Here is a 14834-nt window from a genome sequence, read left to right as displayed (position 1 = left end):
TCCTGATTCTGTGCTAGGGGAAGAGTGAGAATGGCTCGAGTGTACAATTTCAGCGCCGGGCCAGCGATGCTGCCCGAGGCGGTGCTGCAGCAGGCCCGCGAGGAGATGCTCGACTGGCAGGGTACGGGGACCTGCGTGGCCGAGATGAGCCACCGCGGCAAGGCCTTCGTCTCCATCGCCGAGCGCGCCGAGGCCGACCTGCGCGCGTTGCTGGGCATCCCGGACAACTATCGGGTGCTGTTCCTCCAGGGCGGTGCCTCGAGCCAGTTCGCGATGGTGCCGATGAACCTGCTGCGCGGCAAGGGCGAGGCCGACTACGTCAACACCGGCACCTGGTCGAAGAAGGCGATCGCCGAGGCGCGGCGTTACTGCGCGGTCAATGTCGCCGCCAGCACCGTCGAGGAGTCGCTCGGCCGCGCCCCGGCGCAGCACGAGCTGGCGCTCAGCGGCGAGCGCGCGGCCTATGTCCACTACACCCCCAACGAGACCATCGCCGGGGTCGAGTTCTCCTACGTCCCCGAGACCGGCGTGGTGCCGCTGGTCGCCGACATGTCCTCGACCCTGCTGTCGCGCCCGATCGACGTCTCGCGCTTCGGGCTGATCTATGCCGGGGCGCAGAAGAACATCGGTCCGGCCGGACTGACCATCGTCATCGTCCGCGACGACCTGCTCGGCCAGCCGCAGGCGGCGACCCCGACCATGTTCGACTACAAGGTCCACGCCGACGCCGACTCCATGTACAACACCCCGCCGACCTATGCCTGGTACCTCGCCGGGCTGGTGTTCCAGTGGCTCCGGGAGAACGGCGGGCTGGGCGCGATGGCCGAGATCAACGCCCGCAAGGCGGCGCTGCTCTATGGCACCATCGACGCATCCGACTTCTACCATAATCCGGTGGACCCGGGGTCGCGTTCGTGGATGAACGTCCCCTTCACCCTGGCCGATCCGGCGCTCGACGGGCGCTTCCTCGAAGAGGCCGCGGCCGCGGGGCTGACCGCGCTCAAGGGCCATCGCTCGGCTGGCGGGATGCGCGCGAGCATCTATAACGCCATGCCCGAGTCCGGGGTCGAGGCGCTGGTCGCGTTCATGCGCGAGTTCGAGCGTCGTCACGGCTGAGGCGCATCCGGGCGTCGGCGCGCGTCCGTCATCATGCAGGAGGCCGAGCGGGCATGTTCAGGATCCAGACCTTGAATCAGATCGCGGTGGCCGGGCTCGAGCGGCTGCCGCGTGAGCACTACGAGGTGGCCTCGGAGATCGTCCACCCGGACGCCATCCTGCTGCGCTCGGCGCCGTTGCAGGCCGCGGCGGTGCCGTCCTCGGTACGCGCCGTCGGGCGCGCCGGCGCGGGCACCAACAACATCCCGGTGGCGGCGCTGACCGCGCGCGGGGTGGCGGTGTTCAACACCCCGGGAGCCAACGCCAACGCGGTCAAGGAGCTGGTGCTCGCGGCGCTGCTGATCGGCTCGCGCAACATCGCCCAGGCGCTGCGCTTCGTCGAGGGGCTGGATGGCGACGATGCCGCCATCCAGCAGGCGGTGGAGCAGGGCAAGCGCGCCTTCGTCGGCTTCGAGCTGCCGGGGCGTACCCTCGGGGTGATCGGGCTCGGCGCGATCGGGGTCAAGGTGGCCAATGCGGCGCGGGCGCTGGGGATGCGGGTGATCGGCTATGACCCCACCATCACCGTGGCCCGCGCCTGGCAGCTCGAACACGACGTCGAGGCCGCGCACAGCGTCGACGAGGTGCTCGCGCGTGCCGATTGCGTCACCCTCCACGTGCCGCTGACCGAGGACACCCGTCATCTGATCGATGCCACGCGTATCCGCGGCATGCGTCACGGGGCGCTGTTGCTGAACTTCTCGCGGCGCGGCATCGTCGACGACGCGGCGGTGCTCGCGGCGCTCGACGAGGGGCGGCTCCACGGCTACTGCTGCGATTTCCCCAACAACCAGCTCAAGGCCCACCCGCAGGTGGTGGTGCTGCCGCACCTGGGTGCCTCGACCCGGGAGGCGGAGGACAACTGTGCAGTGATGGTCGCCGAGCAGCTGCGCGACTATCTGGAGAACGGCAACGTGACCCATTCGGTCAACTTCCCCGAGATCGTGCTGCCGCGCAACGGCGGTGCACGGATCTCCATCGTCAACAACAATGTCCCCAACATGGTCGGTCAGATCTCGACCCATCTCGGCACCGCCGGGCTCAATATCCTCGATATGCTCAACCGCTCGCGCGAGACCATCGCGGTGACCCTGATCGACGTCGACCGGCGTTGTCCGCCGGAGACGCTCGCCGCCCTGGCGGCGATCGATGGGGTGTGCTCGGCGCGTGCGCTCGACCCGCTGCCGGAGGCGTGCTGACCATGGCCGACAACACACACGACCAGGACGGGCTCGATCAGGTCCGTGGACGGATCGATGCCATCGACCAGGAACTGCTCGATCTGATCAGCGAGCGGGCGCGCTGTGCCCAGCGTGTTGCCCACATCAAGACCGAGACCGATGGCCGCGCGGTACAGTTCTATCGTCCCGAGCGCGAGGTCTCGATCCTGCGCCGGGTCAAGGACGCCAACCCGGGGCCCCTCGACGGCGAGGAGGTGGCACGGCTGTTTCGCGAGATCATGTCCGCCTGTCTGGCGCTCGAGCGTCCGTTGCAGGCCGCCTTTCTCGGGCCCGAGGGTACCTTCACCCAGGCCGCGGCGATCAAGCACTTCGGTCACTCGGTGGTGACCCGGGCGATGGCCACCATCGACGAGATCTTCCGCGAGGTCGAGGCCGGCTCCTGCGACTTCGGCGTGGTGCCGGTGGAGAACTCCACCGAGGGTGTGGTCAGCCACACCCTCGACCTGTTCATGACCTCGCCGCTGGCGATCACCGGCGAGGTCACGCTGCGCATCCATCATCATCTGATGAGCGCCGAGACCGAGCTCGGCGCGATCCGCACCGTCTATTCGCACCAGCAGTCGCTCGCCCAGTGTCGCGAGTGGCTCGATCGCTATCTGCCGCACGCCGAGCGGGTGGCCGTCGGCAGCAACGCCGACGCCGCGCGCACCGCCGCCAAGGAGTCGGGCGCGGCGGCGGTGGCCGGCCATCAGGCCGCCGAGATCTACGGCCTGGCGGTGCTCGCCGAGCGCATCGAGGACGAGCCGGGCAACACCACCCGCTTTCTCGTCATCGGCAAGCAGGACGCACCGCCGAGCGGCGAGGACAAGACCAGCCTGCTGCTCTCGTGTCGCAACAAGGCCGGTGGGCTGCATGCGCTGCTGATGCCCTTGGCCGCCCACGGCATCAGCATGACCCGGATCGAGTCGCGGCCCTCGCGACGCGGTATCTGGGACTATGTCTTCTTCGTCGACATCATCGGTCACCGCGAGGACCTGCCGGTCGCCGCGGCGCTCGAACACCTGGAGCGCGAGGCGCAGCTGTTCAAGGTGCTCGGCTCCTATCCGGTGGCGGTACTCTAGCCGCGACCGACCCCGGCGCAGCCCCTGCGCCGGTCGAGACTGCTACCGGGCGATCGCGCGTCGCCCGGCCTCCGATCATCAATCACGGATCTCGTCCCATCCCCCGGGACGATCAGGACGAGAACATCGCGAGTCTGCATCATGCCCAATCAAGACAACCCCTTCCTCGAGATCGCCGCACCCTGGGTCGCCGGTCTCTCGCCCTATGTCCCCGGCAAGCCGATGGCCGAGCTCGAACGTGAGCTCGGCATCACCGACGCGGTCAAGCTCGCCTCCAACGAGAATCCGCTCGGCCCCGGCCCCAAGGCGCGCGCGGCGATCGCCGAGGCCTGCGGCGACCTCGGTCGCTACCCCGACGGCGGTGGCTTCGAGTTGCGCATGGCGATCGCCGCCCACCACGACGTCTCGCCGAGTGCGGTGACCCTCGGCAACGGTTCCAACGACGTGCTCGACCTGATCGCGCGCGCCTTCCTCCAGCCCGGCACCGAGTCGGTGTTCTCCGAACACGCCTTCGCCGTCTATGCCATCTCCACCCAGGCGGTGGGGGCGAGCGCGCGCATCGCCCCGGCGCGCGACTACGGCCACGATCTCGAAGCGATGGCCGCGCTGGTCAACGAGCGCACCCGGGTGGTGTGGATCGCCAACCCCAACAACCCCAGCGGCACCTGGCTCGACGCCGCCGCGCTCAAGAGCTTCATCGAGGCGCTGCCGCGCACCTGTCTGGTGGTGATCGACGAGGCCTATACCGACTATGTCAGCGAGCCCGACTTCCCCGACGCCACCCTGTGGCTGGAGAAGCACCCCAACCTGATCGTCACCCGCACCTTCGCCAAGGTCCACGGGCTGGCGGCGCTGCGCGTCGGCTACGGGCTGAGTCATCCCAAGGTCGCCGACCTGCTCAACCGGGTACGCCAGCCGTTCAATGTCAACGCCCTGGCCCAAGCCGCGGCGGTCGCCGCCCTCGACGATCGCGAGCACGTGCGCGCCTCGGTCGAGCTCAACCGCGCCGGGATGCGCCAGTACACCGAGGCCTTCGCGCGTCTGGGGCTCGATTTCATCCCCTCGGTGGGCAACTTCATCACCGTCGACGTCGGCCGGCCGGCCGGTCCGGTCAACGACGCCCTGCTGCGCCTGGGGGTGATCGTGCGTCCGGTGGCCAACTACGGGCTGCCCAATCACCTGCGCATCAGCATCGGGCTGGAGGCGGAGAACGCCCGCTGCATCGCCGCGCTCGAGCAGGTGCTGGGCCGATGATCGCGCGGCTCGCGGTCATCGGCGTCGGGCTGATCGGCGGCTCGCTGGCGTGCGCGCTGCGCGAGGCCGGGGCGGTCGGCGAGGTGGTCGGCTGCGGCCGCTCGCTGCCCAACCTCGAGTGCGCCCGCGAGCTGGGGGTGATCGATCGCTTCAGCCAGGACCCGGCCGAGGCCGTCGCCGGCGCCGACATGGTCTTCCTCGCCGTGCCCATGCGGGCGATGCGGGGGGTGCTCGAGACCATCGCCCCGGCGCTCGCGCCGGGTGCGGTGGTCACCGACGGCGGCAGCGTCAAGGGCAGCGTGGTGGCCGATGCCGGCGCGGTGTTCGGCGCGCCGCCGCCGTTCCTGGTGCCGGGACACCCGATCGCCGGCACCGAGCGCAGCGGGGTCGAGGCCGCCTTCGCCGAGCTCTATCGCGATCGTCGGGTGATCCTCACCCCGGTGGAGCAGACCGCGCCGGAGGCGGTCGATCGGGTCGAGGCGATGTGGCGGGCCTGCGGGGCCGAGGTGACGCGGATGGACGTCTCCCACCACGACGAGGTGCTGGCCGCGACCAGCCACCTGCCGCACATGCTCGCCTTCGGTCTGGTCGACACCCTGGCGCGGATGCGCGAGAACGACGAGATCTTCCGCTACGCCGCCGGCGGCTTTCGCGACTTCACCCGTATCGCCTCGAGCAGCCCGGAGATGTGGCGCGACATCTGTCTGGCCAACCGCGAGGCGTTGAGCGCGATGCTCGGACGTTTCAGCGTCGAGCTGGCCGATCTCGCGCGGTTGATCCGCGAGGAGGACGGCGACGAGCTGCTGGCGTTGTTCGCGCGCGCGCGCGAGGCGCGCGACCGCTACATCGACGGCGTGCGCTGATCGAGCGCGCGCGCCTCGAGCGGCGCGAGCAGGGTGTCGAAGGCCGCCGGGGCGACGTACTGGATGACGGTCTCGCCGTCGGCGGCGAGGGCGATGTCGATGCCGCGGTCGGGATAAAGGTAGTGGACGATGCCGCCCTCGGACTCGACGAGGCGCTGTGCCGGCTGGCCGAAGCGGCGCTCGATCAGCGCCGGATCGAGCCGCGCCTGGGGCAGGTAGGTGATGGCGCGGATCGGCGCGGCGGCGAACGCGGTCTCGTCCTCGGGGGCGAGACGGACCTTCTTGTCGCCGCTCGGCAGCTGGCTGATGCGCAGCCCGCGGGCATAGGCCGCGGTCAGCCGCTCGGGCGGGATCGCCAGACTGAGGATGAAGTCGGCGCGCAGCCGGTGCAGGTGCAGGCGCGCGAAATAGGCCTCGACGCTCAGGCGCGGCGCCTGCTCGGTACCTGCGCGAAACAGGTTCAGCTCGCCCGACTCGCCGAACAGCGTGCGGGCGTCGGCCAGGGTGCTGGTGCCGAGGGTCAGACCGAAGACCTCGGTGGCGCCGTCGGCGCTGAGGCTCACCTGCCAGGGCAGACGCGCACCGGCGGGCGCCGGCGGATCGGGCATCAGCAGCGCCAGTCCGAGGATGGCGAGCAGGGCGGCGATGAGGAGACCGGGGACCAGGGCGCGATCCATGGCGTGTGCTCCGGTGCGGGTCAGTAGGGCAGCAGCCCGGCCACCACTCGCCGGTCCTCGGCGAGGAGGATGTTGAAGGTGCGGCAGGCCGCGCCGGTGTCCATGAACTCGACGCCGACCCCGCGCGCGATCGCCTCGCGATAGACCGCGGGGTCGGGGAAGACCTGACGCGCCCCGGTGCCGATGACGATGACCTGGGGATCGCCCTCGAGCAGCGCGGCGATGTGCTCGGGGGTGAGCGCCTCGGCGCGCGCCGGTCCCCAGTCGGGGTCGAGCCGTTCGGCCGAGACCAGCAGGGCATGGGTGTAGCGCCGCTCGCGGATCTGGGTCCCCTCGGGGCCGTAACCCTGTACCCGGTTGCTGTCGGCGTCTTCTGTCTGGGCGAATTTCATGTCTCGGACCATACCCCAGGGCTCGGGGAGGGGACAAGCTGTCAGCCTCCAGCCTCCAGCCTCCAGCCTCCAGCCTCCAGCCTCCAGCCTCCAGCCTCCAGCCTCCAGCCTCCAGCCTCCAGCTGTCACAGCCTTCAGCCTTCAGCCTTCAGCCGCCAGCCGCCGCGCGCTCGGCGTGACGCTGGCGGCTGGAGGTCGGTCGTATCATTTGCGCTTCGCTCGTCTCGATTCTCCGCCGACCGCGCCACCCGGGTTCGCGGCGGTCGGCTCTGCTAGAATCTGCGCTCACTCCCATCACAACCGATCCGGAATCCCATGACCGTTCGTACCCGATTCGCACCGTCTCCAACCGGCTATCTGCACGTCGGCGGCGCTCGTACCGCGCTGTTCAGCTATCTCTTCGCCCGCAGGCACGGTGGGCAGTTCGTGCTGCGGATCGAGGACACCGATCTCGAACGCTCGACCGAGGAGTCGGTCAACGCGATCCTCGAGGGCATGACCTGGCTCGGGCTCGAGTACGACGAGGGGCCCTTCTACCAGACGCAGCGCTTCGACCGTTACAACCAGGTCATCGACGAGCTGCTCGACAAGGGTCTGGCCTATCGCTGCGACTGTCCCAAGGAGCGGCTCGAGAAGCTGCGCGAGGACCAGATGGCGCGCAAGGTCAAGCCGCGCTATGACGGCTGCTGCCGCACCCGTCAGGTCGACCCCGACAAGCCGCACGTGATCCGTTTCAAGAACCCCGCCGACGGCGTGGTGGTGGTCGACGACATGATCCGCGGACGGATGCCGTTCAACAACGCCGAGCTCGACGACCTGATCATCCGTCGCAGCGACGGCTCGCCGACCTACAACCTCACCGTGGTGGTGGACGACGCCGACATGGGCATCACCCATGTCATCCGTGGCGACGACCACATCAACAACACCCCGCGCCAGATCAACATCCTGCGCGCGCTCGGTCGCGACGTGCCGCAGTACGCCCACGTGCCGATGATCCTCGGCGACGACGGCGCGCGGCTGTCCAAGCGTCACGGTGCGGTGGGGGTGATGTCCTATCGCGATCAGGGCTATCTGCCCGAGGCGCTGCTCAACTATCTGGTGCGTCTGGGCTGGTCGCACGGCGATCAGGAGATCTTCTCGCTCGAGGAGATGGTCGAGCTGTTCGACATCGGCGCGGTCAACAAGGCCGCCTCGGCCTTCAACACCGACAAGCTCGACTGGCTCAACCAGCACTATCTGCACCATGCCGAGCCTTCCCGCATCGCCCGTCTGCTCAGCCCGCACATGGGCCGGCTGGGGATCGACCCCAGCACCGGCCCGGAGCTGGCCGCGGTGGTCAAGGCCCAGGCCGCGCGCGCCAAGACCCTCGCCGAGCTGGCCGAGATCAGCGCCTTCTGCTACCAGGACTTCGAGGCGTTCGACGAGACCTCGGCGAAGAAGCACCTGCGTCCGGTCGCGCGCGAGGCGCTCGAGCGGTTGCGCGCCGCCTTCGAGATGATGGCCTACGAGGACTGGAACCCGGACGATCTCAAGCGCGTGGTCGAGCGCGTCTCCGAGGAGCTGGAGGTGAAGATGGGCAAGGTCGCCCAGCCGCTGCGCGTGGCCATCGTCGGTCGCGCCGCCTCCCCGGGGATCGAGGAGACGCTGATGCTGGTCGGCAAGGAGGCGACGCTGCGTCGTATCGACAAGGCGCTCACCTATATCGCCGAGCGCGAGAGCGCCGCCTGATCGGTCCGTCGTCGGCTTGAACGACCCGCGCGCCGGGGTCCTCGCGGGCCCCGGCGCGCTTGCGTTCGGGCTCAGCGCCTGCGGCGACTCAGCCCCAGCCCGAGGACGCCCGCGAGCAGCAGGGCGAGGCTCGTCGGCGTCGGAATGCTACCGCCGCTGTCGTCCGCGGCGAGCGCGGTGAACTGCAGCCCGGAGTAGATCGCGTTGCGCTGCGAGTAGTTGTAGAAACCGATCCCGCCGTCGGCGAAGTTGCCCGCCAGATCGAGTTCCTTGATGCCGTCGATGAACAGTTCGACCCCGGTGGCGGTGAAGTGCAGGTCGAAGTCGTAGCTGGTGTAGGGGTCCCAGCCGGTATCGCCGAGGGTGAGCCCGCGCGCCAGCTCCTCGACGCCCTGAGCCGGGTCGTGCCACCAGGCGCCGCTGTTCTCGTCGAGCCGATCGGTGACGCGCGAGATGGCCAGACCGCCCTCGGCGCGCCCGCCGTAGCGGCTCTGGTCCGAGCGGCGCCAGTCGATCAGCAGATAGTCGACGTCGCTGGCGCCGAGATCGCCGGCTCGATAGCCGAGGACGAAGCCGATGACATCGTTGTCCTTGGCATAGTCGACCTGGAGCTGTCCGGAGAGGCTCAAGCCCTGGGCCGGGTCGCTGCTGAAGAAAACGGTGGGGGCCTCGTTGCGGGTCTGGGTGACGCTGCCCGGGTCGCCGAGTTGCCACTTGCCGGGTCCCTCGGCCTGCCAGCCGGAGAGGTCGATCGGTGTGGCCAGCGCCGACAGGCTGGTGAGCCCGAGGGTGAGGCCGAGAAGTCGTCTGCTGTGCGTGCGCATGTGCTTATGGTTGTCGTGATCGCCGCCGACCGGTCCCGGCGGTGGGGACCGGGCGCCTTCGCGCCCGTGCCTGGAATCCCTCCAGAACGGATCAGATTACCACTCCGGGCGTGCCGCCTTGAGTGCGCCAGTGCCCGTTCAGTGGTCCCACATCACATTGGCCTCGGCGGCCGCGGCCGCCTCCAGGAGCTCGATGAGCGGCAGGGCGCGATGGGCGAGGCTGACATGGCGGCGCTCGCCGTCGTCCTCATCGCGCCGCGGATCGAGATAAAGCCCGGGGTGATCCGCGACCCCGTCGCGCAGTCGCTCCAGCGCCCGGGGGACATCGGCGGCGAGCAGCGCGCCGGGCACGCTGCCGCTGTGCCCCATCAGCTTGATCAGGGGCACGGCGACCTCGCCGAACATGGTGATGGTGGCATAAGCACTGGTCTGGAAATGAACGAGCATGATCGGCTCCGATGATGGGCGGGTGAAGGGCTAGGCTAGCAGTCGCCAGTCGCCAGTCGCCAGTCGCCAGTCGCCAGTCGCCAGTCGCCAGTCGCCAGTCGCCAGGGGATTGAACCGCAAAGACGCAAAGGAGACGAAGCAAGGGGAAGAGTCTCCAGTCCCCAGCCTCCAGCCTCCAGCCTCCAGCCTCCAGCCTCCAGCCTCCAGCCTCCAGCCTCCAGCCTCCAGCCTCCAGTTGGATGGTGGTAGCCGGGGCGCGGATCGCAAAATCGCGAAGGGGGGCGCTCTCGGTGGGTGGTGGTGAGCAGATCAACAGCAAGAGCCTCACGCAGGTCCTGCTGTGTTTTGGGGCTGACAGCGAGAGGCGGCGTGGGGTGGTTCGTGCCCGCTGCGTTCGTCGAGTCTGTACGCCCACTGGCGGCTGGCGGCTGGCAGCTGAGCGCTGCCCGCTGTCGACCGATCAGTCAGGCTGACGCCCAGGGACGCGCGCGATAAAATATCCTGTTCGTCGTCCAATCAATCTATCGCCTGCCCGAGACATCATGACCGACGCTGCCGAGCCGACCCGCACCAACTTCATCCGCCAGATCGTCGAAGCGGATCTGGCCGCCGGGACCCACGACCGGGTGGTGACCCGTTTCCCGCCCGAGCCCAATGGTTATCTGCACATCGGCCACGCCAAGTCGATTGCGCTCAACTTCGGCTTGGCCGAGTCGCTCGGCGGGCAGTGCAACCTGCGCTTCGACGACACCAATCCGCACAAGGAGAACGTCGAGTTCGTCGAGGCGATCAAGACCGACGTGCGCTGGCTCGGCTTCGAGTGGGGCGGGCAGGCGCGGTTCGCCTCCGACTACTTCGAGCGGCTCTATGGCTTCGCCGTCGAGCTGATCGAGCAGGGGCTGGCCTATGTCTGCGAGCTCGATGCCGAGCAGATGCGCGAGTATCGCGGCACCCTCACCGAGCCCGGTCGCCCGAGCCCGTGGCGCGATCGCCCGGTGGCGGAGAACCTCGAGCTGTTCGCGCGGATGCGCGCCGGTGAGTTCCCCGATGGTTCGCGCACCCTGCGCGCGCGCATCGACATGGCCGCGCCCAACATCAATCTGCGCGACCCGGTGCTCTATCGCATCAAGCACGGGGTGATCCATCACCAGACCGGGGACGCCTGGTGTCTCTACCCGACCTATGACTTCACCCACCCGCTGAGCGATGCCATCGAGGGCGTCACCCACTCGCTCTGCACCCTCGAGTTCGAGGACCACCGTCCGCTCTACGACTGGTGCGTCGAGCACGTCTCGGTGCCGAGCCGGCCGCGTCAGATCGAGTTCAGCCGGCTCAACCTCGAGTACACCGTCACCAGCAAGCGCAAGCTCACCGAGCTGGTCGCCGAGGGGCACGTCGATGGCTGGGACGATCCGCGCATGCCGACCATCGCCGGGCTGCGGCGGCGTGGCTACACCCCGACGGCGCTGCGCGAGTTCTGCGAGCGCATCGGCGTGACCAAGTCGGAGAACCGGGTGGAGATGGCGATGCTCGAGAGCGCCATCCGCGACGATCTCGACGCCCACGCGCCCCGGCGCATGGCGGTGCTGCGCCCGCTCAAGGTGGTGCTGACCAACTACCCCGAGGACGAGGTGCTCAACATCAGCGCGGCCAACCATCCCAAGGACGAGTCGATGGGCAGCCGCGAGATCCCCTTCGGGCGCGAGCTCTATATCGATCGCGCGGACTTCGCCGAGGTCCCGCCGAAGGGCTTCAAGCGGCTGGTGCCGGGCGGTGAGGTGCGGTTGCGCAACGCCTATGTGATCCGTTGCGACGAGGTGGTGAAGGACGCTGCCGGCGAGGTCGTCGAGCTGCGCGCAAGCATCGACCCGGCCACCCTCGGCTGCAAGCCCGAGGGGCGCAAGGTCAAGGGGGTGATCCACTGGGTCGCCGCCGCGCACGCGGTGGCCGCCGAGGTGCGTCTCTACGACCGTCTGTTCCGGGTTGCGATGCCCGGCGCCGAGGGGCAGGATTATCGCAACGACATCAACCCCGACTCGCTCGAGGTGCTGGTCGATTGCATGCTCGAGCCGAGCCTCGGTGGGGCACAGCCGGGCGAGCGCTTCCAGTTCGAGCGTGAGGGCTATTTCGTCGTCGATCCCGATTCGACGGCGCAGCGCCCGGTGTTCAACCGCACCGTGGGGCTGCGCGACAGCTGGGGCAAGGGCAACGGGTGAGTAGACGCGAGACCGACGCAACCGATCCGACGGGTCAGCGCCTCCCGGCACACGAGCGCCTGGTGGCCGATCTCGGCCTGCGCGCCTATGCCGCGCTGTCGTCGCCGGGGTCGGTGCTGCGTCTGTTTCGCCGCGAGGCCGAGCAGGCCTGTGCCATCGCCGCCGGGCTCGACGAGGTGCAGGGGCGGCGTGCGGTGCGCATCCGTCGCGTCGCCGGACTCGAGCCCGGTGGACGTGACTGGTCGGTCTACATGGTGCTCGATCACCTGGTGATGGTGAACACCGCCGTCACCGCGCTGGTCCACGCCCTCTGTGTCAGCCAGGGGCACAGCGTCGAGATCGCGCCGGCCGATGTCACTCCGCATCTCGACGCCGGCCCCGACCGTATCGATGCGCTGCGCGCGAGCGTCGAGCGCCACGCCGAGGTGATCGAACGCCTCGGCGTGCTCAATGGTCGTGAACCCTATCCCCATCCCTGGTTCGGCCCACTCAGCGCTCGCCAGTGGCACGCCCTGGCGGCGCTGCACAACCGCATCCATCGCGTGCAGATCCAGCGGATCGCGCGCCGTCTCGACTGATCCCGTCTCAGGAGTCCGATGTCTTCAACCCCCTTCACCGTCGCCGCCGACGCCGCCCCGGCCGACCGGCTCGCTGCCCTGACCCGGTTGCACCACGCGCTCGAGGACTGTCGTCGCTGCCCGGCGATGTTCGGCCCCTCGGTGCACAGCGCCACCCTGATCTCGCCGGTGATGCTGGTCGGTCAGGCGCCGGGTACCCGCGAGATCGAGCAGGGGTTGCCGTTCTGCTGGACCGCGGGCAAGACGCTGTTCCGCTGGCTCGGCTCGATCGGTATGGACGAGCCGGTCTGTCGCGAGCGGCTGCTGATCAGCGCCGTGTGTCGCTGCTTCCCGGGCAAGAACCCCAAGGGCGGGGACCGGGTGCCGGATGGCGAGGAGATCGCGCGTTGCGCCGAGTGGTGGCGCGGCGAGCTGGCGTTGTTGCGGCCACGGCTGATCATCCCGGTGGGCAAGCTCGCCATCGCTCAGTTGATGGACTTCAAGCGGCTCAACGAGGTGGTCGGTCAGCAGTGGCGCTATCGCGACCCGGCCGGGTGGGAGGCGGACATGATCCCGTTGCCGCACTCCTCGGGGGCCTCGACCTGGTTCAAGATGGAGCCGGGCAAGACCCTGCTGGCCGAGGCGCTGGCGCTGATCGAGGCGCACCCGGCGTGGCGCGCGCTGCGCGCCGATCACTCCTTGGTGGTGAAGTAGGGCAGGCTGATCTCCCAGCGGATCGCCGCCAGCCGGAGCAGGAACACCAGGCTGCCGCCGGTGACGGCGGCGATGCTGGGGTTGATCTCCAGTTCGAGCATCGCCAGGAGCACCAGTGCGCCGAGCCAGGAGGCGGTGGCGTAGAGGGTGCCCTGGAACACCAGCGGCTCCTCGTTGCAGAGCACGTCGCGGAGGATGCCGCCGACCACCCCGGTGATCACCCCCATGAAGCTCGCCACCAACCAGGGCGCGTCCCAGGCGAGCGCGGCCTTGGTGCCGGTGACGGTGAACAGCGCCAGTCCGAGCGCGTCGGGGATCAGGAACAGCCGCGCCGGCAGCGAGAACACCCGCGCCAGGAAGAAGGTGAAGAGCGCCGCGCCGAGGGCGACGATCGAATAGGTCTGGTCGGCGATCCAGAACACCGGGCGATCGAGCAGCAGGTCGCGCAGCGAGCCGCCGCCGAGCGCGGCGGCGAGCGCCACCACCACCATGCCGAACAGGTCGAAGCGCTTGCGCCCGGCCTCCAATACCGCGGCGGCGGCCATCATCGCCACCGCGGCGAGGCTGGTGCAGTACATCAGCAGATCGAGCGGGATGTGCAGTTGGGGCATGTCGTGACCGATTCCGTCGCCAGGGGGGCGGGCTGTCTCATTCCGTCGGCTGATCGAACAGCCCGGGCTCGGCGTCGCGGCGCGCGCGCAGGCCGAAGTGGTCGTAGGCGATCTGGGTGGCCATGCGCCCGCGCGGGGTGCGCATCAGGAAGCCCTGCTGGATGAGATAGGGTTCGAGCACGTCCTCGATGGTGCCGCGCTCCTCGCCGATCGCCGCGGCCAGGCTCTCGACCCCGACCGGGCCGCCGTCGAACTTCTCGATCACCGCTTCGAGCAGGCGTCGGTCCATGTGGTCGAAGCCCTGGGCGTCGACCTTGAGCATCTCCAGCGCGCGATCGGCGACGGCGGCGTCGATATGGCCGTCGGCGCGCACCTCGGCATAGTCGCGCACCCGTCGCAGCAGCCGGTTGGCGATGCGCGGGGTGCCGCGCGAGCGGCGCGCGATCTCGCTTGCGCCGGCGGTGTCGGCGGCGATGCCGAGCAGTCGTGCCGAGCGCTCGACGATGGTGGTGAGGTCGGCGGCAGAGTAGTACTCGAGCCGCTGGACGATACCGAAGCGATCGCGCAGCGGTGAGGTCAGCAGCCCGGCGCGGGTGGTGGCGCCGACCAGGGTGAAGGGCGGCAGGTCGAGCTTGATCGAGCGCGCCGCCGGACCCTCGCCGATCATGATGTCGATCTGGTAGTCCTCCATCGCCGGGTAGAGCACCTCCTCGACCACCGGGCTGAGACGGTGGATCTCGTCGACGAAGAGCACGTCGCCCTCCTCGAGGTTGGTGAGCAGCGCGGCCAGATCGCCGGGCTTCTCCAGCACCGGTCCCGAGGTCTGGCGCAGGTTGACCTGCATCTCCTGGGCGATGATGTGGGCGAGCGTGGTCTTGCCGAGACCGGGGGGGCCGAAGATCAGCACGTGATCGAGCGCCTCGGCGCGCGCCCGGGCGGCGCCGATGAAGATCTCCATCTGGTCGCAGACCGCCGGCTGGCCGACATAGTCGGCCAACGTGCGGGGGCGGATGGCGCGATCGAGCGCATTGTCGTCGGTGGCGGCCTGGGGGCTGATGATACGGTCTGGGTCGGTCATGTCGGGCGGCGAG

At 69.2% G+C, this 14834-nt stretch carries 15 protein-coding genes; 9 read left to right on the top strand and 6 right to left on the bottom strand.

Features of this window, described 5'->3' with window-relative positions; translation table 11 throughout:
• Nucleotides 1-30: 30 nt before the first annotated feature.
• The 5 genes from serC to EBL84_RS04825 all read left to right on the top strand — a co-directional run bounded on the left by serC (nucleotide 31) and on the right by EBL84_RS04825 (nucleotide 5574).
• Nucleotides 31-1116, top strand: coding sequence for a 3-phosphoserine/phosphohydroxythreonine transaminase (serC, locus tag EBL84_RS04845; protein WP_123139790.1), 1086 nt, complete (start codon nucleotides 31-33; stop codon nucleotides 1114-1116).
• A 53-nt stretch (nucleotides 1117-1169) separates the two neighbouring features.
• The gene (locus tag EBL84_RS04840; RefSeq protein ID WP_123139789.1) at nucleotides 1170-2354 is read left to right on the top strand and encodes a 3-phosphoglycerate dehydrogenase family protein; all 1185 of its coding nucleotides are present in this window, start codon (nucleotides 1170-1172) and stop codon (nucleotides 2352-2354) included.
• 2 nt (nucleotides 2355-2356) lie between these two features.
• On the top strand, nucleotides 2357-3457 hold the full coding sequence (pheA, locus tag EBL84_RS04835; protein ID WP_123139788.1) for a prephenate dehydratase: 1101 nt from the start codon (nucleotides 2357-2359) through the stop codon (nucleotides 3455-3457).
• Nucleotides 3458-3598: 141 nt separating this feature from the next.
• Nucleotides 3599-4711 carry a histidinol-phosphate transaminase gene (hisC, locus tag EBL84_RS04830; protein WP_123139787.1) on the top strand — a complete coding sequence of 371 codons (1113 nt, stop codon included), beginning with the start codon at nucleotides 3599-3601 and terminating at the stop codon, nucleotides 4709-4711.
• The gene (locus EBL84_RS04825) at nucleotides 4708-5574 is read left to right on the top strand and encodes a prephenate dehydrogenase/arogenate dehydrogenase family protein (RefSeq protein WP_123139786.1); all 867 of its coding nucleotides are present in this window, start codon (nucleotides 4708-4710) and stop codon (nucleotides 5572-5574) included. Before hisC ends, EBL84_RS04825 begins: the two co-directional genes overlap by 4 nt.
• Here EBL84_RS04825 and EBL84_RS04820 read toward each other — a convergent pair.
• Both EBL84_RS04820 and EBL84_RS04815 read right to left on the bottom strand, forming a co-directional pair.
• A complete protein-coding gene (locus tag EBL84_RS04820; RefSeq protein WP_123139785.1) occupies nucleotides 5553-6251 on the bottom strand; it encodes a hypothetical protein in 699 nt (232 codons plus the stop codon). The two genes, EBL84_RS04825 and EBL84_RS04820, sit on opposite strands and share 22 nt — an antisense overlap.
• A 20-nt stretch (nucleotides 6252-6271) precedes the next feature.
• Complete coding sequence (locus EBL84_RS04815; protein ID WP_223806955.1) at nucleotides 6272-6643, bottom strand: Mth938-like domain-containing protein; 372 nt, start codon at nucleotides 6641-6643, stop codon at nucleotides 6272-6274.
• A 315-nt stretch (nucleotides 6644-6958) separates the two neighbouring features.
• On the opposite strand from EBL84_RS04815, the gene gltX reads away from it, so the two are divergent.
• Nucleotides 6959-8374, top strand: coding sequence for a glutamate--tRNA ligase (gltX, locus tag EBL84_RS04805; RefSeq protein WP_123139784.1), 1416 nt, complete (start codon nucleotides 6959-6961; stop codon nucleotides 8372-8374).
• Nucleotides 8375-8445: 71 nt separating this feature from the next.
• Here the strand turns inward: gltX and EBL84_RS04800 are convergent, their stop codons facing one another.
• On the bottom strand, nucleotides 8446-9198 hold the full coding sequence (locus EBL84_RS04800; RefSeq protein ID WP_123139783.1) for a PEP-CTERM sorting domain-containing protein: 753 nt from the start codon (nucleotides 9196-9198) through the stop codon (nucleotides 8446-8448).
• A gap of 138 nt (nucleotides 9199-9336) precedes the next feature.
• Nucleotides 9337-9645 carry a DUF1840 domain-containing protein gene (locus EBL84_RS04795; protein ID WP_123139782.1) on the bottom strand — a complete coding sequence of 103 codons (309 nt, stop codon included), beginning with the start codon at nucleotides 9643-9645 and terminating at the stop codon, nucleotides 9337-9339.
• A gap of 542 nt (nucleotides 9646-10187) precedes the next feature.
• On the opposite strand from EBL84_RS04795, the gene EBL84_RS04785 reads away from it, so the two are divergent.
• The 3 genes from EBL84_RS04785 to EBL84_RS04775 are packed head-to-tail and all read left to right on the top strand — an operon-like array spanning nucleotide 10188 to nucleotide 13132.
• Entirely contained in the window at nucleotides 10188-11861 is a 1674-nt protein-coding gene (locus EBL84_RS04785) for a glutamine--tRNA ligase/YqeY domain fusion protein (RefSeq protein WP_123139781.1), read from the top strand.
• Nucleotides 11858-12439, top strand: coding sequence for a DinB family protein (locus EBL84_RS04780; RefSeq protein ID WP_123139780.1), 582 nt, complete (start codon nucleotides 11858-11860; stop codon nucleotides 12437-12439). The genes EBL84_RS04785 and EBL84_RS04780 overlap by 4 nt, the downstream gene beginning before the upstream one ends.
• Before the next feature lie 18 nt (nucleotides 12440-12457).
• Nucleotides 12458-13132 (top strand): uracil-DNA glycosylase family protein, encoded by a 675-nt coding sequence (locus tag EBL84_RS04775; RefSeq protein ID WP_123139779.1) that lies wholly within the window; start codon nucleotides 12458-12460, stop codon nucleotides 13130-13132.
• Here the strand turns inward: EBL84_RS04775 and EBL84_RS04770 are convergent.
• Both EBL84_RS04770 and ruvB read right to left on the bottom strand, forming a co-directional pair.
• Nucleotides 13111-13743 (bottom strand): trimeric intracellular cation channel family protein, encoded by a 633-nt coding sequence (locus EBL84_RS04770; RefSeq protein ID WP_005220290.1) that lies wholly within the window; start codon nucleotides 13741-13743, stop codon nucleotides 13111-13113. The two genes, EBL84_RS04775 and EBL84_RS04770, sit on opposite strands and share 22 nt — an antisense overlap.
• Nucleotides 13744-13780: 37 nt before the next feature.
• Entirely contained in the window at nucleotides 13781-14821 is a 1041-nt protein-coding gene (gene ruvB, locus EBL84_RS04765) for a Holliday junction branch migration DNA helicase RuvB (protein ID WP_123139778.1), read from the bottom strand.
• Between the last annotated feature and the right edge of the window lie 13 nt (nucleotides 14822-14834).

Origin of the sequence: Marichromatium sp. AB31 (assembly GCF_003718685.1) — a bacterium.
Classification (GTDB): Bacteria; Pseudomonadota; Gammaproteobacteria; order Chromatiales; family Chromatiaceae; genus Marichromatium; species Marichromatium gracile.
This window is presented reverse-complemented; position numbering and strand designations above follow the sequence as displayed.

Bases quoted from the DNA above. Each gene is read 5' to 3' on its own strand.
- EBL84_RS04775 (WP_123139779.1), top strand. From the start codon at position 12,458: ATGTCTTCAACCCCCTTCACCGTCGCCGCCGACGCCGCCCCGGCCGAC.
- hisC (WP_123139787.1), top strand. From the start codon at position 3,599: ATGCCCAATCAAGACAACCCCTTCCTCGAGATCGCCGCACCCTGGGTC.
- ruvB (WP_123139778.1), bottom strand. From the start codon at position 14,821: ATGACCGACCCAGACCGTATCATCAGCCCCCAGGCCGCCACCGACGAC.
- EBL84_RS04815 (WP_223806955.1), bottom strand. From the start codon at position 6,643: ATGAAATTCGCCCAGACAGAAGACGCCGACAGCAACCGGGTACAGGGT.
- serC (WP_123139790.1), top strand. From the start codon at position 31: ATGGCTCGAGTGTACAATTTCAGCGCCGGGCCAGCGATGCTGCCCGAG.
- pheA (WP_123139788.1), top strand. From the start codon at position 2,357: ATGGCCGACAACACACACGACCAGGACGGGCTCGATCAGGTCCGTGGA.
- EBL84_RS04795 (WP_123139782.1), bottom strand. From the start codon at position 9,645: ATGCTCGTTCATTTCCAGACCAGTGCTTATGCCACCATCACCATGTTC.
- EBL84_RS04825 (WP_123139786.1), top strand. From the start codon at position 4,708: ATGATCGCGCGGCTCGCGGTCATCGGCGTCGGGCTGATCGGCGGCTCG.
- EBL84_RS04785 (WP_123139781.1), top strand. From the start codon at position 10,188: ATGACCGACGCTGCCGAGCCGACCCGCACCAACTTCATCCGCCAGATC.
- gltX (WP_123139784.1), top strand. From the start codon at position 6,959: ATGACCGTTCGTACCCGATTCGCACCGTCTCCAACCGGCTATCTGCAC.
- EBL84_RS04800 (WP_123139783.1), bottom strand. From the start codon at position 9,198: ATGCGCACGCACAGCAGACGACTTCTCGGCCTCACCCTCGGGCTCACC.
- EBL84_RS04820 (WP_123139785.1), bottom strand. From the start codon at position 6,251: ATGGATCGCGCCCTGGTCCCCGGTCTCCTCATCGCCGCCCTGCTCGCC.
- EBL84_RS04840 (WP_123139789.1), top strand. From the start codon at position 1,170: ATGTTCAGGATCCAGACCTTGAATCAGATCGCGGTGGCCGGGCTCGAG.
- EBL84_RS04770 (WP_005220290.1), bottom strand. From the start codon at position 13,743: ATGCCCCAACTGCACATCCCGCTCGATCTGCTGATGTACTGCACCAGC.